Here is a 22,609-nt window from a genome sequence, read left to right as displayed (position 1 = left end):
CAGACCGCCGTGTACCGCGTCAGAACTCATCGCACAGGGCTTGAGACGCATGTTCTCCGAAGCATCCGTGCGGCTCGGCGATACCCGCGGACGAGCAGGGCCGACCAGCCCGGCAGACGCAGGTCCGCCTCGACGAACCGCACGGCCCTCGGGCAGGCGCCGCGGGCCAGGGCCAGGAGCAGCGGATCGCTGTCGACCCCGACGACCTGCGCCGACGGCAGCCGCCCGGCCACCCGCACCGACAGTGAGCCCGGGCCGCAGCCCAGGTCCAGTACGAATGGCCGGGCGCATCCGGCAAGGGCGTGGACGAGCACGTCACCGATCACGGTGAACCGTCCCTCCCGGTCGGCGACGTACCGTTCCTGCCGGGCGTCCCACCGCCGCAGCCATGCCCGGGCGAGTTCTGCTTCCAGGGGCGGCGCGCTGACCGGGTCGGATGTCATGGGATGCCTTCCGTGTCCGTGTCGTCTGGATGTCCGTGTCGCCCCGGCGCCCGGGCTTCCGGGTCCGTCACCGGATCTAGGCGGGTCTCATCAGGGGGTGATCAGGCCGCGCCGGTAGGCGCGGACCAGGCGGCGGGGCACCAGGACCTCCCGGCCGCCTGCGATGATCGGGACCAGGTCGGGAGCCGTGGCCTTCCACCGGGAGCGGCGGTGGCGGGTGTTGCTGCGCGAGGTCCTGCGCTTGGGGACGGCCACGTCACCAGCTCGCCTTCGTGATGCCGGGCAGCTCGCCGCGGTGGGCCATCTCGCGGAAGCGGATGCGCGACAGGCCGAACTTGCTCAGGTGGCCGCGGGGGCGGCCGTCGACGGAGTCGCGGTTGCGGATGCGGGTGGCCGAGGCGTCGCGGGGCTGGCGGGCCAGCGCCCGCACGGCCCGCTCCCGCTCCTCGGCGGTGCCGGTGCGGATGATCTCCTTGAGCGCGGCGCGGCGCTCGGCGTGGCGGGCCACGACGGCCTTGCGGCGCTCGTTGGCGGCGATCTTGCTCTTCTTGGCCATCAGACCTTTCCTCCCCGGGCGCGGATGCGGGCCACGGCGGCCTCGATGCCGATCGCATCGACGGTCTTGATCGCTCTGGCGCTGAGTGTGAGCCGCACGGACCGGCCCTCGCTGGGCAGCCAGTAGCGGCGGTTGTGGATGTTGGGGTTCCAGCGGCGGCGGGTGCGCCGGTGGGAGTGGGAGACGCGGTTGCCGGAGACCGGTGCGGTCCCGGTGAGCTGGCAGTGGGCGGACATCAGGTCCTCCCGTAGCGCTGGTTGAAGCGCTGGAGGCGGCCGGCGGTGTCGAGCACGCGGGTGCGGCCGGTGTAGAAGGGGTGGCTGGCCGAGGAGACGTCGACGTCGACGAGCGGGTAGGTGTTGCCGTCCTCCCAGGTGATCGTCTTGGTGCTGGTGATGGTGGAGCGGGTGAGGAACGCGAAGTCCGCGCTCGGGTCGCGGAAGACGACGGGATGGTAGTCGGGGTGGATGCCCTTCTTCACGGGGTCATCGCTCCTCTCGGAAGAGCACGTGCTGGCGGATGGTGGGGTCGTATTTGCGCAGGGTGAGCCGGTCGGGGTGGTTGCGCCGGTTCTTGCGGGTGACGTAGGTGTGGCCGGTGCCCGCGGTCGATTTGAGTTTGATCGCGGGGCGGAGGTCGTTTCGGGCCATGGGGTTCCTTCCGTGTGGCCGACCCGTGTAATGATAATGGGAACGGTTTTCATTTCGTCAATCGATGTCCGGTCGCGGCGCCGGGAGCGTCACCGCGCCCGCGCCCGCAAAGGAGAAGTCCCGTGTCCACCCCTGTCGTCCTCATCGCGGGCCTGCACGCCACCGCCCGCACCGCCGCCGTCGAGGTGCTGGCCCGGCAGATCGAGTACGCCACCGGCCTGGTGCTGCACGGCGGCGACGCCGAGGACGACGAGCTGTCCCGCGCCGTGCTCGCGCACCTGGCCCCGCTCACTCCGGTCCACCGGGCCGCCGAGCCGCCCGAGGTCCGCGGCGGCGCGGTGTGCACCGCCGAGCTGGCCGAGCGCGTCGACCCGGCGACCGCGCGGCTGCCCGTCGACGCCCGCACCGAGGAGATCACCACGGTGGTCTGGCACCGGCTGCGCCCGCTGCATCCGGCGCGCCTGTTCGACGCCGTCGACGAGCTGGTCACCACCTCGGTCCGCTCGCGCGGCCGGTTCTGGCTGGCCACCCGGCACGAGCGCCTGCTGGCCTGGGACGCGGTCGCCGGCATCGTCTCGGTGGAGGACGCCGGCCCGTGGCTGGCCGCCCTCCCCGGAGCGGCCTGGGAGATGGTCTCCCCGGCCCGCCGTACGGCCGCCGCTCTGGAGTGGAACGAGATCACCGGTGACCGCGTGCAGCACCTGGTCTTCACCGGCCCCGACCTCGACCCCGGCCGCATCACCGCGCTGCTCGACTCCTGCCTGCTCACCGAAGCGGAACAGCAGGCAGGACCCGCGGCCTGGGCCGCCTACCCCGACCCCTTCGACCCCTTCCTCGCTCTCCGGGAGATCGCATGAAGCCCCGCCGTACCCCCCGCAAGAAGATCAACCCGCTGCACGGAGTGGACCACGTCGACTACAAGGACACCGACCTGCTGCGCAGGTTCATCTCCGACCGCGGCAAGATCCGCAGCCGCCGGGTCACCGGCGTCACCGTCCAGCAGCAGCGGCGGCTCGCCTGGGCGATCAAGAACGCCCGGGAGATGGCCCTGTTGCCCTACGCCTCCCGCCCCCGCGGCTGACACCACCCCTCACCTCCGGCGCAGCCCGCACAGGGATGATCGATGGACCACCGCGACGCCCGCGACCTCCGATCGCGGGGAATGACCGCAACCAGCAGCCGGCTGCTGGTTCTGCGCTGCCTGCGCACGCAGCGGGAGCCCAGGAGTGCCGGAGAGATCCACGCCCACCTGCGCTCCCGCGGTGACCGCGTCGGCTTGACGACCGTCTACCGTACGCTCGCCGCCCTGGTCCGCGCCGACCTCGTGCACGCCTTCGAGCGCAACGGCGAGACCGCCTACCGGATCTGCGACGAGGGCGAGCACTGCCACGTGGTGTGCCGCGCCTGCGGAGCGGTCACCGAGATCGCGGCGTCCGCTCTGCAGTCCGCCCTCGCGCACGGTTTCCGGATCGAGGAGATCCACGGGACCTGTGCGGGCTGCCTGGGGAGGTGAGCCGCCGGCCGCCCGGCGCGGCGGCGCCCGCCCTGGACCTCCCTTGACGCTGTGCCCACCGCCAATTGAAAATAGAAACCATTATCGATTCCAGTAGGACGGTGCGAGTGACTGATCCATACGAACGGTCGGCCGAGTTCGTCGACGTCATGATGGCCCCGCACTGGGAGGCCCTAGGCCCCCCGTTGGCGAAGGCGCTGCAGGCTTTCGAACCCGGCCCGGTGGTCGACCTCGGCGCGGGCGGCGGACTGGGCACCCTGGTGATCGCCGAAGCACTGCCGGACGCCGAGATCATCGCCATCGAACCCTCCCTCGCACTCCGGTCGGTGCTCACGGCCCGCATGTCCGAACGCCCCGCGCTCCGCGACCGGGTGACCGTGCTGCCCGAAGGCCTGCTTCAGGCCGCGCTTCCGCCCAGGGTGGGCGGAGTGATCGCGATGAACGTCATCGGCCACCTCACCCCCGAAGAACGGCACCGGCTGTGGGACCTCCTGGCGCCCGGCGGCCGCGCGGTGCTGAACCTGCAGCCTCCCGCCGAGCCGGTCGAGGTGCCGATGGCCCGCTTCGCCGACCTGCGGCTGGGCCGGCACCGCTATGAGGGGTGGGGCAGGGCCGAGCCCGCGGGCCCTGGCAGCGTCACCTGGCACATGGCCTACCGGGTCTACGAAGGGGAGCGGCTCATCCGCGAGATCACGACGGCCTACGCCTGGCGGGTGCTCGGAGAGCGGGCGCTGCGCGAGGAGCTCGCCGAGCACGGCCTGGCCCTGACCCCTACCGGACCGGAGGACCTCGGAATGTACATGATCGAGGAGGACGCGCATGTATGAGGTGATCGTGGCAGGCGGCGGCCCCGCCGGGTTGAGCGCCGCCCTTGTGCTCGGACGGCAGCGCCGCAGGGTCCTGGTGATCGACGCCGGCCGTCCGCGCAACGCGCCGGCCGCGGAGATGCACATGTACCTGGGACGCGACGGCGGCTCGCCGGCCCGGCTGCTGGCGGACGGCCGCGCCGAACTGTCCGCCTATCCGACGGTGGAGCTCTGGCAGGGGCGCGCCAGTACGGCGGGCGGGCAGGCCGGCGCCTTCACGGTCGCATTGGAGGACGGCAGGAGCGCGCAGGCGGCCCGGCTCATGCTGGCGAGCGGCCAGGTGGACGTGCCGCTCGACATCCCGGGGCTGGCGGAGCGGTGGGGCGCGAGCGTCTTCCACTGCCCGTTCTGCCACGGCTACGAGACCAACGGCAAAGTTCTGGCGGTCATCGGCAACGGGTTCGACGCGATGCTCGCCGCCTACGTGGCCGACCGGTACAGCACCGACGTCGTCCTGTGCACGCACGGACCCAGCGCCCTGCCCGAGCCGGTGGCCGCGGTGCTCAAGGCCAGGAGCATCCCGGTGATCGAGACTCCCGTGGCCGCGATCGAGGGGGAACCGGACGGGTTGACGATCCGGTTCGCCGACGGCACGGCCCTGGAGCGGCAGGCGGTTTACCACCGCGCACCCACCCGGCCGAACAACGACCTGGCCGTCCAGCTCGGGTGCGAGCTGCTGCCCGACGGATGCGTCAAGGTCAACGAGTACGGCCGGACCACCGTCGCGGGCGTCTACGCGGCCGGTGACCTCGCCCATCTCGAAGCCGTGCCGGAGCCGGTGACCCTGGTGGGCCCGAGCGCGGCCGACGGGGTGCGCGCGGCGGTCTGGCTGGAGCAGGAGCTGTTCCGGGCCGGGCTTCCGGTCGATCTCACCGCGAGCTGAGCGCCGGTGGGAGGGAGGCCCGGCAACGTGCCTCCCTCCCACCGGGCGGACTCAGATGCCGGTGGCCACGAACAGATGCTGCGCCGGCGCCGCCAGCGGCGACTGCGCGCCCGGCAGTTCGAGCAGCACGCGGAACCCCGCCTCCGCCAGTTCGGCGGGCAGTTCCCGGCCGGTGAGGAAGACCCGGCCGGTGCCGCCGCGCCTGTCGCCGCTGCCGAGATCCGGTGTCCCGTCCCGGGGCGAGAGCAGGAACTGCATGGTCGCCAGCACCAGGTAGTGCTCCCGTACCGCCTCGGTCGCGATCAGCAGCCCGCCGGGCGCCAGCAGTTCCCGGATCCACCGCAGCGACTGCCCGACGTTGCGGGCGCAGTGCAGGACGTTCGCGGCGAGCACCACGTCCGCGCCGCCGCCCGGGGCGCCCTGCTGCACCAGATCGGCGTCGACGTCCAGGAGCCCGTAGCGGAGCCGGTCACCGAAGCGGTCCTCGGCGGCCATGGTGAAGAACCGGGACACGTCGGTGAACAGGTAGTCCGCCTCCTCCCCGGCCAGCCCGTGCAGAGCGGCGGCGGTGCTGCCCCCGGCCCCCGCGCCCAGCTCGACCACGCGCAGCGGTACCGCACGGGTCCGGGCGGCCTGCCGCAGCACGGATCCGAAAGCGGCGTTCAGGTAGGTGTTGCTGACGTTGTTCTGATCCTTGCTCAGCGAGGTGAGCAGGTCGCCGTCGGGGAAGAGCAGCGCCTGGGCCGGGATCTCGTCGCGCAGCAGCTCCGGCAGCAGGGTGAGCGCCTCGCGGAAGAACGCCGTCATCTGAGCCGGGTAGCCCAGTGCGGCGCAGGCCTGCGCCAGGAGCGGGCCGGACGGTTCCAGTTCGGGGCGGTCGGCGACCGGCGGGAACCGGTAGCGCCCGTCCGCATCGCGTTCGGCACGCCCTTCGGCGTGCAGGACGTGCAACCACCTGCGCACGATCCACGCGTGCCGGGGTGCCGTACCCAGCCCGGCTGCGACCTGTTCGGCGGTGTGCCGGCCGTCGAACTCCCCGGCCATCAGCCGGCCCAGCGCGTGCAGCGCGACCTCGTCGAACCGGGCGACCGCGGCGGGGATCCCGTCCAGGGCGCCCGCGCCGCCGAGGGCGAGCAGGCCGGCCCGGTCGGCGGCCGCGGAGTCCCGGGCGAGGGCGACGGCGTCGTGGCCGGGCCCGTTCGGCAGCAGCGCGGTCATCTCGGCGGGTACCGGCAGTCCCGCCTTGCGCAGGGTACGGCGGGCCACCTCCACCAGGCGGGTCCTGGCGAACGCGCCGAGCGGCTCGTGCGGGCGGCTCACGCCGGCCAGGGCGTCGAGCGGGGTCGCGCCCGCCGCGGCGGGCGCGGCGACCTGGAGCAGGGCCGGGTCATCGGGGTCGATCAGGACCGCGGCGTCGTGGCCGACGAGTGCGGCACGGAGTTCGGCTCCGGTGGCCGCGTGCCGGACCTCGGGCCCGGTCAGCAGCCGGTTGGGGATGCCGCGCACGCGGACGGGGCCGCTCAGCAGACCGGTGAGTCCGGCGAGCGGGTCGGCGCCGAGGGCGTCCCACTCGTGCACGGCGGACTCGGGCACGTCCGCGGGCTCGACGTGCAGCACGGCGTCGAACCGGTAGCGGGTCAGCTCGCTGTCGGAGGTCAGGGTCTTGGCGAGCAGGCTCACCGTGATCCGTCTGCCCGAACTCGCCGCGACGGCGGCCAGGGTGGCGGGGTCCAGCAGCAGCTCGGTGTCGGATGCCGCGCGCCGCTCCGCCCGCAGGGTCAGCTCCGGTTCGGTGACGCCGGGGTCGGCCGCCTGCTCCAGCCGTCGGCAGTGGGCGCCGAGCAGCCCGGAGTGGCGGATGTCCCCGACGATCACCGTCCCTCCCGGCGTGACGAGCCGGATCGCGTCGTGCAGTACGGCCGCCAGGTACTCCACGCTCGGGAAGCACTGGGTCACCGAGTTGAGCAGCACGCAGTCCGGCCGCTCACCGAGAGCCTCGCGCACGACCGCGCCGCTCGTCTCGTGGGCGGCGGCCCGCACCACGCGCACGTTCGGCAGGCCGAGCCCGGACAACCGCTCGACCACGTGCTCGGCGATGTCGGTCCCGACGTAGCCGTCGAGGTGCGGGTGCAGGCGGTGCAGCAGCAGACCGGTGCCGCAGCCCAGCTCCAGCAGATTGCGCGGCCGGGTGCGCAGGACGAGTTCCACCGTGCGGTCCACCCATTCGGCCATGTGCTCGGCGGGCAGCGGATCGCCGGTGTCGGTCGCCCGCCAGCCGGACAGGTCGAGCAGGGGGTCCTGCGCGCCCTGGCCGGAACGGTAGGTCCAGTCGTAGACCTCGCCCCAGTGCTCCAGGTGTTCGGTCACGAGCTCGCCCAGGACGGGCGGTCCCGCCGGTCCGCGCCGAACGGTCAGCGCCTGCGGGGATGCTGTGACGACGGTGCCGTCGCGGTCCACGCGGGCGATCCACGGGTGGGCGAGCAGCGTCTGCTCGATCTGTTCACCGGACATCGGTGGTCTTCCTCCGCTCATTGATCATGGAGTGGTCGATCCGCAGGACGCGGTCGGCTCGGGCGGCCACCGTCTTGTCGTGGGTGACCGCCAGGACGGCCAGTGCCGTGTCACGGCGCAGCCTGTCGAGCAGGTCGAGGACCCGCTCGGCGGTCCCGGTGTCGAGGGCGGCGGTGATCTCGTCGGCCAGCAGCACTGCCGGGTCGGCCGCCAGCGCTCTGGCCAGGGCGACCCGTTGCCGCTGCCCGCCGGACAGGGCCGCGGGGTAGCGGTGCGCCGTGTCCGCGGGCAGGCCCACGGCGGCGAGCAGGCGGTCCGCCTCGGTGGTGGCCGCCGCGCGGCCGAGTCCCCGCAGCAGGCGCAGGGGACGCCGCAGCGCGGCCGAGACCGGGCGCGCCGGGTTGAGCGCGGCCAGCGGGTCCTGCCCGACCAGGGCCAGCGCGCGCAGGGCGCGGACGCTTCTGTCCCGCACGGGCCAGGGCAGCGGTTCGCCCAGCAGCGTGGCGCCGCCCGCTCGAACCGGGTGGAGACCGGCCAGAGCGCGCAGGAGCGTGCTCTTGCCGCACCCGGAGGGGCCGAGGACGGCGACGAATTCGCCGGGTGCGATCGTCACCTGGACTCCGCTGAGCAGGGGGGCGCCGTCCGGCCGGTCGAGGCTCAGGCCGCCCACCGCGAGCACCGCATCGGCTGGCCGCGTTCCGCACGCGCCGCCAGCGGTCACCGGGGACGTCGGCGCGGGGAACGCGGGGAGCGCGCCCAGCCGTACGACCCGGTCGGCCAGCCCGGTCACCACGGAGTCGTCGTGCGAGACGATCAGCGTCACCGAACGGCCTTCCGCCCGGCGGCGGCGTATCAGGGTGACGGCGGTCTCCAGCGCCGCCGGGTCGAGCGCGCTGGTGGGCTCGTCGAGGACGAGCAGGTCGGGGTCTGCGGCGAGTGCTCTGGCCAGGGCGACCCGTTGCGCCTGCCCGCCGGAGAGCTGGTGCGGCAGCCGGTCGGCGAACTCCGCCGGATCCAGCCCGGCCTCGGTGAGCATCCGCTCGGCACGCGCCAGTCGTGCCGGGCGGGGCCACCCGAGTGCCCGCAGGGGTTCGAGTACCGCGGCCCGCGCGGTCAGCAGCGGATGCAGGGCGGAGGAGGGGTCCTGGCCGAGGTAGCCGACGTGCCGGCGCCGCCAGCGCCGGGTGGCGTGCAGGCGCGCGCGGTCCCATTCGATGCGGCCCGCGACCCGGGTCAGACCGGGCGGGAGCTCTCCCAGGACGGCGCGCAGAACCGTCGTCTTGCCCGCGCCGGAGGGACCCGTCAGGGCGAGCACCTCGCCGCGCGCGGCGCTCAGGTCGAGATCCCGGACCACGGGGGTCCCGTCCGGGCCGGTGACGGTCAGCCCGCTCACCGTGAGCCCGTCCACGGCCCGTCCGTTCACGGCCGGCCCGCTCATGAGCGTCCCGCCAGGACGTGGGAGAGCCCTGCCACGGTACCGGCCAGCAGGGCCAGCGCCACGGCGGGGGCGAGCAGCGCGGCCGGGTTGAGGCCGATGCCCGGCAGGTTCTCCCGGAGCATCGCCGCCCAGTCGGGGGCCGGTGGAGGAGACCCGAAGCCGAGGACGTTCAGCGCGGCGGTCAGCTGCACGGCGAGCACCATCCGCTGGCCGAGATCGGCGCCGATCAGTCCGGCGTGCGCGGGGAGCACCTCCCGGCACAGCACGGACAGGCCGCGTTCACCTCTGGACAACGCGACTTCGACGTAGCCGGCGTGCCGGGTCTGGGCGGTGGCGTCGGCCACCACCCGCAAGGTCAGCGGAGTTCCGCCGAGCACCGTCCCGGCGATGACCGCGGGCGGGCCGGGCAGCACCACCACCGCCAGCATCGCCACCAGCAGCAGGGGGAGCACCAGCAGGAGATCCGACAGGGCGGCGAGCACGCGGACGGCACGGCTCCGGCTCCACCCCGCCCACAGCCCGCCCGCCACTCCCAGGGCGCAGGCGGCGGCCGCCGCGGCCAGGGCGACCAGGGTCAGCTCGCGGCCGCCGGCCAGCACTCTGGCCAGGACGTCGCGGCCCAGCGCGTCGGCGCCCAGCGGCAGGTCCGGTCCCGGAGCCGCCCACGGCATGGCGACGGTGCGGATCGGGTCCTGGCCGGCCAGTGCCTCTCCGCCCAGGGCGATCAGCAGCACGCAGCCGGCGGCGGCCGCGACCGCGCGGAGAGCTCTCACCGGGCCGCTCCGCCTCGGGGGTCCACGGCCCAGGCGACGGTGTCGGCGGCCGTCAGACCGGCTCCGACCACGGCCGTCGCGAGCATGGCCACCGCCTGCACCACGGGCAGGTCCCGGCCGCCGATCGCCGAGACCAGCAGTTCCCCCAGTCCGGCCAGGCCGAAGAGCGTCTCCACCACCGCCGTCCCGGCGACCAGCCCGCCCCCGACCACGGCGAGCAGCCGGGCGGCGGCGGGTGCGACGGCGGGAAGCGCGTACCGCAGCGCGACGGCGGCCGCCGACATCCCCCGCAGTTCGGCGTCCCGCACGAAGGGCCGGGAGACGGCGTCGGCGATCGCGCCGCGCAGCAGGGCGGCGCCGTAGGCGGCGGCGGGCAGCGCGAGGGTCAGCACCGGCAGCACCAGCAGGTCGGGACGGCTCCATGCGGGCTCGCCGACGGGGAGCAGCGAGACGGGCGGCACGAGCTTCCACGCCGCGGAGAGCACCGCCACCAGCAGTGCCGCCAGCGCGACCTGGGGCAGCGCCGCTCCGGCCACGACGAGCCCGGTGATCACCGGGCGCAGTGGTCGCGGCCCGCGCACCGCCGACCAGGCGAGAAGCGCCATGAGCGGTACGGCGAGGGCCAGCGCGGCCGCGGCCAGCATGAGGGTCACCGGGATCCGCCGGCCGATCAGCTCGGCGACCGACCGGCCGGTGAGGAGCGAGTGCCCCGGCTCGCCGGACAGCATCCCGGCGAGCCAGCTCGCGTACCGTTCGGTGAGCGGCCGGTCCAGTCCGGCGGCGGCACGCAACTGCGCCAGCTGCTCGTCCGTGGCCCGGCCGCCGCTCAGCACGACGGCGGAGTCCCCCGGCAGAGCCTCGGTGAGCAGGAAGATCACGATGGAGGCGCAGGTCAGCAGCGCCCCGGCCCGTGCGATCAGCCGGGGGACGCCGCTGAGCCGCGCCGGGTCAGCCGCCAAGAGCCACCTGGTCGATGAAGCCCGCGGAAAAGCCGATCCCCTCGGGTACCCCGGTCAGGCCGGGCTTGGCCAGGTCGAGCCTGTCGCTGAGCGCCCACACGGCGTATCCGCCCTCGTCGCGCAGCCGGGCCTGCAGCTCACCGAGCCGGGTACGGCGCTCGGCCTCGTCCGCTTCGGCCAGGGCCGCCTCCAGGCCGGCGTGCCAGGTCTTGTCCTCCCAGGCCGTCTCGTTGGTCGCAGAGCCCGGCTTCAGCGCGACGCGGACCACGTCGAGGAAGGGGATGCCGCCCAGATAACCGAGGTAGAACGGTTCCTTGCCCCACACCGTCGAGAAGTAGGTGTCGGCGGGGGCGAGTTTCACCTTCGCCCGGATGCCGATCTCCGCCAGCTGCTGAGCGATCAGCGTCGCCGCGGAGTCCATACCCGGGTAGGCGGTGGTGCTGTGGAGGGTGAGGTCGACGCCGTCGGCGTAGCCCGCCTCGGCCATCAGCTTCCTGGCGCGCTCGACGTCGCGGGTGCGCTGCGGCAGCCCGGCGGGGCTGGTGGGGTCCTTGGGGGTGAGCAGGTCGTTGCCCACCTCGCCGAACCCGAGGAAGGCGACCTGCAGCAGCTGCTCGCGGTCGAGCGTCAGCCGTACCGCCTCGCGGACGCGCCGGTCGTCGAAGGGCTTGCTGTCGGTCCGCATGACCAGCGGGTAGAGGGTCGCTCCGGGCCTGCGGACCAGCTTCACCGAGGGGTTTTCGGTGTGCTGCTTCACCAGCGCGGCCGGCACCGCCGCGGCCAGGTCCACCTGGCCGGACAGCAGCGCCTCACCCCGCGCCTGGGGGTCGGGGACCGCCCGGACCTCGATGCGGCGGCTCGGCGGCTTCGGCCCCCACCAGTCGTCGTTGCGCTCGAACGTCGCCGCCTGCGCGTCGCCGCCGGCGGGACGGAACGGCCCGGAACCGGGGACGGGCCGGGTGAAGTCGGTGCTGCCTTCGGGAACGACGAAGGTCGCGCCCTCCAGGGCCTTGCCGACCTCGGCGTAGGGCTTCTTGGTGACCAGTTCGAAGACGGTGTCGCCGAGCACCTTGGAGGCGTCCAGGTCGAACATCTCCATCCGGCCGAAGTTCTCCGCGGCCTTCTCGCTCATCCTCCGCAGGGAGAACAGCGCGTCCGCCGCCTTGACGGCCCGGCCGTCGGAGAACGTCGCGTCACCACGGATCGTGATCTTCCAGCGGGTGAGGGACTTGTCGGGTTCCCAGGCGGTCGCGAGCCTGGGCAGCGTACGCCCGTCGGGCCCGGGCAGGGTCAGCACGTCGTAGGTGAGGGCCATCCGCACCAGGTCGCTCTCTCCCGGCAGCAGGCCGTGCGGGTCGCCTGTGGCGTTGGACGGGGAGCCGGGGGCGGCGTAGCGGACCGTGTCCGACGCGGCGTGCGACGTGGTGTCCGGTGCCGTGCCGGACGCGGCGGACGGGGATGCGGCCGTGTCCGCACCGCCGGAGGAGCAACCGGTCAGCAGCGTCGCGGCCGCGACCGCCGCAGTGATCCGGCGGGAGAGTCGGAGGAACATCATGACCTTTCTCAAGGAAGCACTCGGTCGAGCTCGTTGTTGATCAGTTGGGCGATCTGCTGCAGGACGGGCGGATGCAGCAGGCTGTAGTGGTGCGCGCCGACGCCGACGACCTGAACGGGCCCGGCGAGGTACCGGCCCCAGCCGAGGTCCGCCTGGCCTGGCGGGGTGTCGTCGACGCCCATCCCGATCCCCGAGTTACGCGGGGAGGGCTTGTCCGCGCGGACGAGCAGGGTGCGCATCGCCGGGTCGGTCCCCTGGGCGGGGGTGTGCGCGGCCAGTGCCCGCAGGTGCCTGGCGAACACGCGCAGGCGTGCCCTCAGGCCTTCACCCCGTCCCAGGAGCCGGTGCGCGCGCAGCCGGTCCTCGATGGCGGCCAGGCGCTGGTCCCGCGGCAGGGCGGCGAGTGCGTCACCGGCGTCCAGGTCGATGCCGAGGAAGGCTTCCAGCGCGTGCACGTGCCGCAGCGCCACGGCCAGCTCGACCTCGTCGGCGTGCCGCCCGGGCACCGCCCGGATGAGGGCGGGATCGTTGGAGTCGAGCATCACCAGGAGCGAGACCTGCTCACCGTCCTGATGCAGCTGCCTGGCCATCTCCTGGGCGACCGAGCCGCCCATGGACCAGCCGCCCAGCAGCCACGGCCCGCGGCCGGTGGTCCTGATGGCCTGGACGTAGCGCCCGGCGATGGCGGAGATCGTCTCAGGGCCTGCGGACCCGTCTCCGGACAGCTCGGGATCGGCCACCGCCACGACGTCCACACGCGGGTCGATGAGCTTGGACAGCTCCACGTAGCACAGCACGTCGCCCCCTGAGGGGTGGGCGAGGAACAGGGTGGGGCGGGCCGCGGGCGCCGGATCCGTCCGCAGCGGGAGCAGGACGTCCTGGACCGCCGGCTGCACGTGCTCACCGGTCCACGCGCGGGGGTCGGTGGCCAGCTCGCGCACCTGGGCCACGTGGTCGGCGATCGCCGTTTCGAGTTCGTCCGCGGGGAGCACGCCTTCCAGCGCGTCCCACTGCAGGCGCAGTTCGCCGTCGTGTTCCAGCACCTGGTGGTCGAGCCACGTCTGCGGGGTCTGCGAGAGCGCGTACACCTGCTCGCCCGCCCATTCCAGTGCCCCGGGCTCCTCCAGCAGGCCGTCCATGCCCAGGGCACTGGTGAACACCACCGGTACCGACCGCACCTCGCCGGTGCGGGCGCCCTGCTCGGCGAGCACGTCCAGGGCGGAGAACCCGCGGTGGTCCAGCTCCTCGAACAGCCGGGCCTGCGTGGCCGCGACCCGTTCGGCGAAACCCGCGGCCGGAGCCGCGGGAACCTCGTGGAGCACCAGCGAGGTGAAGTCCCCGACCACCCGGTTGACGTGGGGGTGGATGGGCGGCCGGTCGAACAGGGTGAGCGTCAGGCTGAAGCCGGCCGATCCCGACCATCGGGTCAGCGCGTCGGCGTAGACGGTCAGCAGTACCGCCGTCGGCGTGACCCGGTGCTCGGCGGCCAGCTCTCGCAGGCCCGCCCATTCCGTGCGGCTCAGCCGCGCGGAACGGCGGACGAACCGTGGCCGGCCTTGCGGCTGTCCATCGGTCGGCAGCGCGGGCGGCCCGGGCAGGACGGGCAGCCGGGCGCGCCAGTACTGCGCTGCGGTGCCGTCCGTCCGGCTGTCCATCGCGTGGGCGCATTCGGCGGGGTGCACGTCGATCGGCGGCAGCTGCGCGTGCGGGTCCTGGTAGAGGGCGCGCAGCTCGGCCTCGACGATCCACCAGCTCGCCGCGTCGCAGACGAGCACGTCCACGCCGATGAACAACCGCACCTTCTCGTCCGGCAGCCGGGCGGCCTGGATCTGCACCAGCGGCCAGCGGTCCGGTGGGCCGGGCTGGGTGGAGAGGCGTTCGCGCAGCGCGGCCAGTTTGGCGGTCCGGCGCTCTTCGGGCGCCTCTGTCAGGTCGTGCGCTCTGATCCGGTAGCGGGGCAGGTCGTCGAGGACGCGGAAGCGCCCTTCGGGGGTGGTCACCGCGCGGAGCATCGGATGGCGGGCGAGCACGTTGTTCCAGGCGTCCTCGTAGCGGGCCAGGTCGAGGCCGGGGCAGTCGTACTCCAGGTAGAAGTGGCAGGGCACCTCACCCCACTGGTAGCCGCCGCCCCGGCCGACCCAGTAGGCGTGCTGCACGCGGGTCATGGCGAAGGTGCCGTCACCGTCGGGCCCCGCGGCCGGCCGGTACGGCGTGGGCGCGTCCGGTCCGGTGTGCGCCGCCGCGGAACCGCTCCTCGCCTCCACGAGCTTGGCCAGCGCCGCGACGGTCGGAGCGTCCAGCAGATCCCGCAGTCCCAGCTGCACGCCGTACCGGTCGCGCAACGCGCCGAGCATGCGCACCGCCAGCAGCGAGTGCCCGCCGAGGGCGAAGAAGTCGGCGTCCGAGGCGCCGACCTCGGCGCCGAACAGGTCGGACCACAGTCCGGCGACCGCCTCCTCCACCGCGCTCGCGGGCTCGGCGCCCTCACCGGTGACGGGTTTCCTCGGCTGTCCGCTGGCGGTGATCCGCGGGTTCAGGTCGGTCGCCGCGACGGCCACGGCGGGCGGCAGGACCCCGCGGGCGCCCGCCTCCAGCAGCCGGTCCAGTGCGCGGGTGCCGGTGGCGGCGTCCAGGGCTTCGGCGAGTACCACCGCCTCCTCGCCGACGCGCCAGCCGTCCCAGACCGCGCTGCACCACGTATCGGGCGTACCCGAGACGGCCGAAGCGGCGAAGGCGTCCATCGCGGCGTTGGCGGCGGCGTAGGCACCCATTCCGATCCCGCCCACCAGGGTGGTCACCGACGACATCAGCACCACGGTGCGCGGACGGCGATCCTCGGCAAGCGCCTCGATCGCCGTGCGGAGCGCCAGCGCACCGCCCAGCTTGGCCCGTACCTGGCCGGCGGTCCGCTCGGGATCGAGCGCGCGCACCGGGTCGAGTTCGGCGCCCGCCACGACGCCGGCCGCGTGCACGACGAGTTCCACGGGCCCGTCCTGCGACAGCTCCCGCAGCAGCTCGGTGGTGGCGCCGGGGTCGGTGGCGTCGCAGCGGCGGACCTGCACGCCCGCCTGCGTGAGCGCGGCGCCGGTTCTGGCGCCGGTCCGCGAGGTGACGACGACCCGGTGACCGCGCTCGGCGAGGTGCTCGGCGAACAACCGCCCGACCGCGCCGAGTCCACCGGTGATCAGCACGGTGCCGGTCACCGGCTCGCTGCCGGCCCCGAGACCGTTCTCCGTGGGCCGCCAGGAGACCAGCCGGCGCTGCCACCGCGTCCCGCCGCGCAGAACGGACTCCGCTCCGGCGCCGTCCCCGGCGGTGAGCGCGGTGAGTTCGCGCAGCACCGAGGACGCCTCCGCGGCGGGAGCACCGGGCGCACCGAGGTCGACGGTGGCCCACCGCAGGCCGGGGTGTTCCTGGCCGAGCACGCGCGGCAGGGTCCGGAGCGCGGCCTGCCGCGGGTCGGGAGCCGGGTCGCCGCCCACCCGCTCGCCGCGGCGGGTCACCAGGAGCACGGCGGGTGCGGTGCTCCCGGCCAGCGCGGCGGCGTGGGCGCCGAACTCCAGCAGCCCGTCGACGACCGCGCCGACGAGATCCGCGTCGGGGGAGCGGTCCGTGCCGTCCGGTTCGGCGGCGACGATCACCAGTCCGGCGAGCGGTGCCTCCTCCCGGTCGCCTGCGGCCAGGGCCGTGCGGATCGCGTCCGGCAGTTCACCCCTTCCCGCCACGAGCCAGCGGCCGGCGGGCACGTGACCGGGTTCAAGGGGCGGTACCTGCCGCCAGACGGGAAGCTGCAGCGGCTGGTCGGCGCCGACGCCGGTGTCTGCGCTCAGCGCGGCCGGTTCCTGCGGCTCGATCCACAGCCGCCGCCTCTGGAAGGCGTAGCCGGGTGCCGCCACCCGCCGCCGTCCCGCACCGGCGGGTACCGCCGGGTCCACCGGCACACCGTGCGACCACAACACGCCGAGCGCCTGCCGTACGGTGACCGATTCGGGCTCGCCGGCGGCCAGAGCGGTCACCGTGGCCCGGAGTCCGGGGAAGGTGTGCTTCCTGGCCAGCGTGGACAGCGTCGTGCCCGGCCCCGCCTCGACGAGCAGCGCGGGATCCTCGCCGAGCGCGGCGCGCAGCGCGTCGGAGTAGCGCACCGGGCTGCGCAACTGCCGCACCCAGTGCTCCGGGTCGGCCAGTTCGGCGCCGATCGGGCCGCCGGTGACCGTGCTGAAGACGGCGAGCCGCGGCACGCCGCCGGTCATGCCCGCCAGCGCGGAGCGCAGGGCGGGCAGCTCGCCTTCCATCAGCCGCGAGTGCATCGCCGCGTCCACGTGCAACGGCACGCCCCCGCCGCGCAGGCCGGCGGCGAACGCCCGGACGGCCGCCGCCGGTCCCGACACCACGCAGGCCCCGGGGGCGTTCACCGCCGCGAGATCGACGTCGGGATGACGGCGCAGCAGCTCCAGCACCGCCTCCTCGTCCAGGGGGACGGCGAGCATGGCTCCGCCGCCGGCGGCGCGGGCGGCGGCGGTGCAGCGCGCCGCGACCAGCCGGGCGGCCTCCGGCAGTGGCAACGCCCCGCTCACGGCGGCGGCGGTGCACTCGCCGAGGCTGTGCCCGACCAGTGCCTGCGGCTGCACGCCCCAGGAGGTGAGCAGCCGTGACAGCGCGAAGGAGACGGCGAACAGCGCGGGCAGCCCGAAGGCCGCGTCACGCACCCGCTCCGGGGCCAGGCCCGGGTCGAGGACGTCGCGCACATCGGCGCCGAGCAGGGGGCGCAGGAGGTCGGCGCACTCGTCGAAGGCCGCGGTGAACACCGGCTCGTCGCGGTAGAGGCCGCCGCCCATTCCCGGGTAAGGGCTGCCCGCCCCGGGGAAGGCCAGCACGACTCGCGGTGCGGGCACCAGCGCCTGGACCGGGACGGCGCGGGCCAGCCGTTCCGATCCCACGGCGGCGATGCGGTAGGGCAGCCCGGCCCGCCCGGCGGCCAGGGTGTAGGCGAGGTCGGCGGCCTGGCCCGGGGTCTCGGCGCCCGCGACGGCGGCGGCGCCCGCGGACGCGGCCTGCGGGGTGGCGGCCGAGACGACCAGGAGCTGCGGACGTGCGTCGGCGGAGCTCTGCGGGAGGTCGGGTGCGGGGCCGAGGACGGCGTGGCAGTTGGTGCCGCCGATGCCGAAGGAGCTGACACCGGCGTAGGGCGGCGTGTCCCACCCCCGCGTCTCCGTGATCACCTCGAACGGCGAGTCCGCCAGGCCGAGGTGGGGGTTGAGCGGGCGGGCGTGCAGGGAGGCGGGCAGCACCCGGTGGTGTACGGCCAGCACCGCCTTGATGAACGAGGCGATGCCCGCCGCGGTGTTGGCGTGACCGATGTTGCCCTTCACCGAGCCCAGGCCGCACCAGGCGGGACCGCTCTGGCCGAACGCCCGCCGCAACGCGGTCACCTCGATGGGATCCCCGAGCCTGGTCGCCGTGCCGTGCGCCTCGATCAGGCCGATCTCGCGCGGGGTGAGGCCGGCGACGGCCAGCGCCTCGGCCAGCACTTTGACCTGACCGCCGACCGAGGGCGCGGTGAACCCGGCCTTGTCGGCGCCGTCGTTGTTCACCGCCGAGCCGTGCAGGAGGGCCAGGATCGGGTCGCGGTCGGCCAGGGCGTCCGACAGGCGGCGCAGCGCCACCACGCCGGCGCCCTGCGTGTAGACGATCCCGGTGCCCCGCTCGCTGAACGGGCGGACCGCGCCGTCGGCGGAGAACATGCCGTCGGGCACGTGGAGGTAGCCGCGGCCCTGCGGCACGATCAGCGAGACGCCGCCGGCCAGGGCCGTGTCGCATTCCCCTGCGAGCAGGGACTGGGCGGCCAGGTGCACGGCGACGAGCGAGGTCGAGCAGGTCGAGGCCACCGCGACCGCGGGCCCGGTGAGATCGAGCCGGTAGGCGGTCTGCAGCGGCAGGTAGTCGGCCTGGGTGGCCATCGCGGTCTGGAAGCTGCCGAGCGGGTCGGCGCCGCCGCCGGTCGGGTCCCAGCGCCCGGTGAGGTTGCTGGCCAGGTAGGCGCTCTGGGCCGCGCCGGCGAACACGCCGACCGAGCCGGCGTCGCGGCCGCCCCCGTGCCCGGCGTGTTCCAGGGCGTGCCAGGCGCACTCCAGGAACAGCCGGTGCTGCGGGTCGAGCAGGGCGGCCTCGGCATCGGTGAATCCGAAGGGTGCCGGATCGAAGTCGGCCTGGCCCTCGATCAGGCCCCCGACGGGAACGAAGTGGGGGTGGCCGCGCAGTCCGGCGGGCACGCCCCGGTCGATCAGCTCCCCGTCGGTGAACCTGGTCAGGCCTTCGCGGCCGTCACGCAGCAGTCGCCAGTAGGCGTCGGCGTCGGCCGCGCCGGGGAATCGGCAGGCCAGGCCGACGACCGCGATCGGTTCTGCGGCCTCCTGGCCCGGCTGCACCGGGTTCAGCGGAATCTGCGGGCTCCGCGGGCTCATCGTGCGAGCTCCGTGGCTCGGGCCCGGGCCGCTCTGCGGGATGCGGCCCGGCCGGGGGACCCGCCGGGCGGCGCGGGAGCCGTGTCGGAGGCGGGGTCCGCGTTCGCCGCAGAGGCGGAGGCCGTGTCCGCGGCGGCCTGCTCCTGCGTCCCGCCTTCCCGGAGGGTCGTGATGAACGTGGCGAGCTCGCGGACGGTGGGGCGGGCGAACAGGTCCACCACGGTGAGATCGGCCTCCAGTTCGGCGCGGAGTCTGCGGTGCGCGAGCACGACGGTCAGCGACGAGGCGCCGAGCCGGAAGAAGGGGGTCGTCACGTCCACCGGGGCGTTGAGAAGTTCGCTGAACACCCGGGCCACGGCGCGTTCCACCTGCGGGTCCGGTCCCGCCTCGGCCTCCGGTGCGGGCGCGGGCACGGCGACCGCTCGGTGTGCGGGGGGACGGGGAGAGGTATCGGATACGGGAGCGTCGTGCGCGGGCACGGCGCCGCCCATCCCCCCGCTGGAGCCACCGGTCGTTTCGGCCGCCACGGCGAGCTCGATCAGGCCGTCGGCGGGAAGGCGCTCGGTCACGGTGAGGCCGTGCCAGGCCAGCGCCTCCTTGACCCGCCGCGCCCAGTCTCCCGCGGCCGTCAGTGAATCGCTCACCGGCAGCGTCCCGCGGGACACGGTCAGGCGGACCTCCAGCCCGGGGGCGTCGAGCAGGCCGATGAGTCCCGGATCGGAGGCGGTGGGCGTGGAGACACCGTGCGCGGGAACCGGCGGAGCCGGGCTCGTCTGCGGGATCTGCAGGGTGTCCGGGGCGGGCTCGGTCGTGCGCCGGTACGGATTGGGCAGCGCCGCATAGTCGATCTTGCCGTTGGCGGTGATCGGGAACGCGTCCATCACCAGGAACCGGTTCGGCACCATGAACGACGGCAGGTTCGCCCGCAGCGCCTCGATCAGTGTGTCGTCCGTCGGCGGGAAGCCCGGATCGGCGGGCACGTAGTAGCACACCAGCCGGGGCCGGTCGTCGGGCCCGGACACCGCGCGCGCCACGGCCTGCCGTACCGCCGGCAGCCGGTCCAGCGTGGACTCGATCTCGCCGAGTTCGATGCGGTGGCCGCGGATCTTGACCTGACGGTCCAGCCGGCCGAGGAACTCGATCGTCCCGTCGTGCCGCCACCGGCCGAGGTCTCCGGTCCGGTAGAGCCTGCGCCTGAGCACCGGATGGGTGATGAACCGCTCCGCGGTCTGCACGGGGTCGCCCACGTACCCGCGGGCCAGGCCGTCGCCGCCGATGTGCAGCTCTCCGGGGACGCCGACCGGGCATGGTCGCCCCTGCGGGTCGAGTATCTGGAAGGACTGGCCGCGCAGTGCCCGGCCGTACGGAATGCTCGGCCAGGCCGGGTCCACCTCGCCGATGGGGTGGCAGATGGACCAGATGGAGGCCTCGGTCGCGCCGCCGAGGCTCACCACCTCGGCGTGGGGGGCCAGGGCGCGCAGGCGGTCGGGCAGGGTGACCGGGATCCAGTCGGCGGACAGGAACACCAGGCGCAACGTCGACAGTGCGCGCCGGACCGTCTCCGGTTCCAGCTCGGCGTATTCGACCAGCATCTCCAGCAGCGCCGGCGCGGTGTTCCACACCGTGACCCGGTGGCGGGCCATCAGCTCCAGCCAGTGTCCGGGGTCGCGCTGGCGGTGGGCGTCGGGCAGGACGACGGCGCCTCCCTCGCCGAGCACCGAGAAGATGTCGTACACCGACAGGTCGAAGCTGAAGGCCGACAGGGCGAGCACCCGGTCGTCGCAGGACAGCGGGAACCGGTGGGCGAGGTCGTCGAGGGTGGTGCGGGCGGCGCGATGCTCGATCGCCACGCCCTTGGGCTTGCCGGTGGAGCCCGACGTGAAGATCACGTAGGCGAGGTCGTCCGGTGCGGGGCGGCGCGGTTCGGCCTCCGCGGGGAGAGTGAGGGTGCCGTCGGCGTCCAGCCGGTGCACGGTCACCTCCTGCGGCCAGACGGAGGTGTCGGTGCCGGCGGCGGCGAGCGCGTGCCGTATGCCCGCCTGCCGGCACAGGGCGGTGACGCGTGCCTGAGGCCAGGACGGCTCGACGGGCACGTATCCGGCGCCGCTGGCGAGCACCCCGAGAAGCGCGGTGACCTGCGCGTTCCCCTTGTCTGCCACCACGGCCACCAGGTCGCCGGGTCCGATACCGGCTCCGGCGAGCGCGCGGCCGGTGCGTGCGGTGCGCTCGGCGAGGGAGCCGGCGTCCACCCGGGTCGTCGCGTCGATCAGCGCCGGTGCGGCGGGGGCCCGTACGGCGGAGGCCCGCAGCGGGTCGTCCAGCAGCGGGCCCGCGCCGTCGAACGCGCCACCCGGCAGGCTCTCGTCCCGGCGGAAGGACGGGTCCCAGCCCAGTGTGGGGTCGGTCCACGCCCCGGGTTCGGTGGCGAGCAACCGCAGCAGCCGGGCGTGGGCGGTGAGCATCCCGTCCACGAAGCCGTCGGGAAGCGCACCGTCCACCGCGTCCCAGGCGATCCGGAGCCCGCCGCCCTCCTCGCGGACGATGTGGTCGAGCAGGACCTGCGGCGTCTGGGAGACGCCGAACACCTCCGTGCCGAGCCAGGCGGTGGGGGCCTCGCCTTCGCCCGCGAGTCCGATCCCGCTGGTGAAGACGACGGGATGCACCGGGACGGGCAGGCCGGTGGCCGCATCGACGGTTCGGGCGCGCTGCCCTGATTCGGTGGCGGCGCGCAGTGCCTCCATGCCCGAGACCGCGCGGTGGTCCATGTCCGCCCAGAACCGGCGGTTGACCGCGGCGGCGTAGCTCGCGAAGCCGTACCAGCCGCCGGGGTCGGCGACCGGGATCTCCACCAGCACGGTGCTGGTGAAGTCGCCGACGACGGTGTCGAGCCCCGGGGTGTCGTCGCCGACCGCGAAGTCGTCGCGGTCGAAGAGCGTGGTGTTCAGGCAGAAGGAGTCGTGGCCGCCCCATCGCTGGAGCACCAGGCCGAACGCGGCCAGCAGCAGGCCGGTGGGACTCAGGCCGTGGGAGGCGGCCTGCTTGCGCAGCTGTGCCCACTGCTCGGCGTCGATGTCGGCTTCGTGCCGGGTGAAGTGCGGCACGCCCAGCTCCGCCGGTCCGCGGGTCCAGGGCAGCCTGGGGCCGTCGGGCAGTGCGGGCGCGCGGCGCTCCCAGTACGCGGCGGCCGTCTCCCGGCGGTGCTGCTGCGCCGGGTCGTCGAGGCGGCGCCGGACGAGATCGGCGAAGGTCAGCGGCGGAGCGGGCAGATTCAGGCCGGGGTCGGCGACGAGGGCGCCCCATTCGCGCATCAACCGCATCCAGCTCATCAGGTCCAGAGCGAGCACGTCGACACCGATGAACAGCCGGGTGCGCCCGTCCGGCAGCAGCGCGGCCCGCAGGTCGAACAGCGGCCACCGGTCGGTGGGCCGCAGCTGGTGCGAGCACTCGGCCCGCAGCGCACCCAGCGCCTCCTCCACCGCCTCCGGTGCGGCGAGCCGCAGGTCGGTCACGGCGATGGTGTAGTCGGGCGCCTCGGCGAGCACACGCTGCTGAGCGTCGGGTCCGATGACCATGCGCAGCATCGGGTGCCTGCGCACCAGCCGGTTCCAGGCGGCGGTGAGACCGGCCAGGTCGACCTCGGGGTCGCCGTCGGGGGTCCGGTCGAACTCCTGGTAGAAGAAGGTGGCCACACCGCCGAGCGGGAAGGCCGGGTCGCGGCCCACCAGGTAGGCGGCCTGGATGGGGGTGAGGGGGAACGCGCCGCCGTCCGGGACCGTCCCGGCCGCGACGGTGCGCGCGGTGGCCGAGTCGAGGAACGCGGTCAGCGGGAGGTCCAGTCCGACGTCCTCGCGGAGCCGGCGGCGCAGCCGTACGGCCGTGAAGGAGTCCAGGCCGAGGGCGATGAGGTCGGTGTCCGGGTCGATCTCCTCCGGCCTGCGTTCCAGCACGTCGGCCAGGCAGGCGAGCACGTCGTCGACGGGTACGGGCTGGCTTTCACCCAA

Annotated in this window: 18 protein-coding genes; 5 read left to right on the top strand and 13 right to left on the bottom strand. The window is 74.4% G+C overall.

The window, feature by feature from the left end; translation table 11 throughout:
* Window positions 1-26: 26 nt before the first annotated feature.
* From HS048_RS23555 to rpmG, 6 genes are all read right to left on the bottom strand, one after another.
* Window positions 27-443 carry a trans-aconitate 2-methyltransferase gene (locus HS048_RS23555; protein WP_196468703.1) on the bottom strand — a complete coding sequence of 139 codons (417 nt, stop codon included), beginning with the start codon at window positions 441-443 and terminating at the stop codon, window positions 27-29.
* 90 nt (window positions 444-533) lie between these two features.
* Entirely contained in the window at window positions 534-698 is a 165-nt protein-coding gene (rpmF, locus tag HS048_RS23550; RefSeq protein WP_068899466.1) for a 50S ribosomal protein L32, read from the bottom strand.
* 1 nt (window position 699) lies between these two features.
* On the bottom strand, window positions 700-999 hold the full coding sequence (rpsN, locus tag HS048_RS23545; RefSeq protein ID WP_068904649.1) for a 30S ribosomal protein S14: 300 nt from the start codon (window positions 997-999) through the stop codon (window positions 700-702).
* Window positions 999-1,235, bottom strand: coding sequence for a 50S ribosomal protein L28 (rpmB, locus tag HS048_RS23540; protein ID WP_196468702.1), 237 nt, complete (start codon window positions 1,233-1,235; stop codon window positions 999-1,001). The genes rpsN and rpmB overlap by 1 nt, the downstream gene beginning before the upstream one ends.
* Window positions 1,235-1,480: a type B 50S ribosomal protein L31 gene (locus HS048_RS23535; protein WP_196468701.1), complete on the bottom strand. Its 246-nt coding sequence runs from the start codon at window positions 1,478-1,480 to the stop codon at window positions 1,235-1,237. Before HS048_RS23535 ends, rpmB begins: the two co-directional genes overlap by 1 nt.
* 4 nt (window positions 1,481-1,484) lie before the next feature.
* Window positions 1,485-1,649: a 50S ribosomal protein L33 gene (gene rpmG, locus HS048_RS23530; RefSeq protein WP_196468700.1), complete on the bottom strand. Its 165-nt coding sequence runs from the start codon at window positions 1,647-1,649 to the stop codon at window positions 1,485-1,487.
* A gap of 122 nt (window positions 1,650-1,771) precedes the next feature.
* On the opposite strand from rpmG, the gene HS048_RS38955 reads away from it, so the two are divergent.
* The 5 genes from HS048_RS38955 (at window position 1,772) to HS048_RS23505 (ending at window position 4,911) form a co-directional block, all read left to right on the top strand.
* Window positions 1,772-2,506 (top strand): GTP-binding protein, encoded by a 735-nt coding sequence (locus tag HS048_RS38955; protein ID WP_307832607.1) that lies wholly within the window; start codon window positions 1,772-1,774, stop codon window positions 2,504-2,506.
* Window positions 2,503-2,730 carry a 30S ribosomal protein S18 gene (rpsR, locus tag HS048_RS23520; RefSeq protein ID WP_196468698.1) on the top strand — a complete coding sequence of 76 codons (228 nt, stop codon included), beginning with the start codon at window positions 2,503-2,505 and terminating at the stop codon, window positions 2,728-2,730. Before HS048_RS38955 ends, rpsR begins: the two co-directional genes overlap by 4 nt.
* Before the next feature lie 81 nt (window positions 2,731-2,811).
* Window positions 2,812-3,162: a Fur family transcriptional regulator gene (locus HS048_RS23515; RefSeq protein ID WP_230881855.1), complete on the top strand. Its 351-nt coding sequence runs from the start codon at window positions 2,812-2,814 to the stop codon at window positions 3,160-3,162.
* Between the two features lie 107 nt (window positions 3,163-3,269).
* Complete coding sequence (locus HS048_RS23510) at window positions 3,270-3,989, top strand: class I SAM-dependent methyltransferase (RefSeq protein ID WP_307832606.1); 720 nt, start codon at window positions 3,270-3,272, stop codon at window positions 3,987-3,989.
* Window positions 3,982-4,911: an NAD(P)/FAD-dependent oxidoreductase gene (locus tag HS048_RS23505; RefSeq protein WP_196468696.1), complete on the top strand. Its 930-nt coding sequence runs from the start codon at window positions 3,982-3,984 to the stop codon at window positions 4,909-4,911. Before HS048_RS23510 ends, HS048_RS23505 begins: the two co-directional genes overlap by 8 nt.
* A 51-nt stretch (window positions 4,912-4,962) precedes the next feature.
* Here the strand turns inward: HS048_RS23505 and HS048_RS23500 are convergent, their stop codons facing one another.
* The 7 genes from HS048_RS23500 to HS048_RS23470 are packed head-to-tail and all read right to left on the bottom strand — an operon-like array spanning window position 4,963 to window position 22,609.
* Window positions 4,963-7,422 carry a methyltransferase gene (locus HS048_RS23500; RefSeq protein ID WP_196468695.1) on the bottom strand — a complete coding sequence of 820 codons (2,460 nt, stop codon included), beginning with the start codon at window positions 7,420-7,422 and terminating at the stop codon, window positions 4,963-4,965.
* Complete coding sequence (locus HS048_RS23495) at window positions 7,412-8,845, bottom strand: ATP-binding cassette domain-containing protein (RefSeq protein WP_307832605.1); 1,434 nt, start codon at window positions 8,843-8,845, stop codon at window positions 7,412-7,414. Before HS048_RS23495 ends, HS048_RS23500 begins: the two co-directional genes overlap by 11 nt.
* Window positions 8,846-8,856: 11 nt before the next feature.
* Window positions 8,857-9,633, bottom strand: coding sequence for an ABC transporter permease subunit (locus HS048_RS23490; protein WP_068897437.1), 777 nt, complete (start codon window positions 9,631-9,633; stop codon window positions 8,857-8,859).
* Window positions 9,630-10,592 carry an ABC transporter permease gene (locus tag HS048_RS23485; protein WP_196468693.1) on the bottom strand — a complete coding sequence of 321 codons (963 nt, stop codon included), beginning with the start codon at window positions 10,590-10,592 and terminating at the stop codon, window positions 9,630-9,632. The genes HS048_RS23490 and HS048_RS23485 overlap by 4 nt, the downstream gene beginning before the upstream one ends.
* The gene (locus HS048_RS23480) at window positions 10,582-12,147 is read right to left on the bottom strand and encodes an ABC transporter substrate-binding protein (RefSeq protein WP_230881854.1); all 1,566 of its coding nucleotides are present in this window, start codon (window positions 12,145-12,147) and stop codon (window positions 10,582-10,584) included. The genes HS048_RS23485 and HS048_RS23480 overlap by 11 nt, the downstream gene beginning before the upstream one ends.
* 8 nt (window positions 12,148-12,155) lie before the next feature.
* A complete protein-coding gene (locus HS048_RS23475; protein ID WP_196468692.1) occupies window positions 12,156-18,608 on the bottom strand; it encodes a type I polyketide synthase in 6,453 nt (2,150 codons plus the stop codon).
* Entirely contained in the window at window positions 18,605-22,609 is a 4,005-nt protein-coding gene (locus HS048_RS23470) for a non-ribosomal peptide synthetase (RefSeq protein WP_196468691.1), read from the bottom strand. Before HS048_RS23470 ends, HS048_RS23475 begins: the two co-directional genes overlap by 4 nt.

Origin of the sequence: Planomonospora sp. ID91781 (assembly GCF_015711595.1) — a bacterium.
GTDB classification, from domain to species: Bacteria; Actinomycetota; Actinomycetes; order Streptosporangiales; family Streptosporangiaceae; genus Planomonospora; species Planomonospora parontospora.
The sequence above is the reverse complement of the archived record's forward strand: the minus strand, read 5'-3'. Positions and strand labels throughout refer to the sequence as shown.

What these genes read in the sequence shown, in the direction of transcription:
- HS048_RS23555 (WP_196468703.1), bottom strand. Translation starts at nt 443, where the DNA reads ATGACATCCGACCCGGTCAGCGCGCCGCCCCTGGAAGCAGAACTCGCC.
- rpsN (WP_068904649.1), bottom strand. Translation starts at nt 999, where the DNA reads ATGGCCAAGAAGAGCAAGATCGCCGCCAACGAGCGCCGCAAGGCCGTC.
- rpmB (WP_196468702.1), bottom strand. Translation starts at nt 1,235, where the DNA reads ATGTCCGCCCACTGCCAGCTCACCGGGACCGCACCGGTCTCCGGCAAC.
- rpmG (WP_196468700.1), bottom strand. Translation starts at nt 1,649, where the DNA reads ATGGCCCGAAACGACCTCCGCCCCGCGATCAAACTCAAATCGACCGCG.
- rpsR (WP_196468698.1), top strand. Translation starts at nt 2,503, where the DNA reads ATGAAGCCCCGCCGTACCCCCCGCAAGAAGATCAACCCGCTGCACGGA.
- HS048_RS23515 (WP_230881855.1), top strand. Translation starts at nt 2,812, where the DNA reads ATGACCGCAACCAGCAGCCGGCTGCTGGTTCTGCGCTGCCTGCGCACG.
- HS048_RS23505 (WP_196468696.1), top strand. Translation starts at nt 3,982, where the DNA reads ATGTATGAGGTGATCGTGGCAGGCGGCGGCCCCGCCGGGTTGAGCGCC.
- HS048_RS23500 (WP_196468695.1), bottom strand. Translation starts at nt 7,422, where the DNA reads ATGTCCGGTGAACAGATCGAGCAGACGCTGCTCGCCCACCCGTGGATC.
- HS048_RS23480 (WP_230881854.1), bottom strand. Translation starts at nt 12,147, where the DNA reads ATGATGTTCCTCCGACTCTCCCGCCGGATCACTGCGGCGGTCGCGGCC.
- HS048_RS23475 (WP_196468692.1), bottom strand. Translation starts at nt 18,608, where the DNA reads ATGAGCCCGCGGAGCCCGCAGATTCCGCTGAACCCGGTGCAGCCGGGC.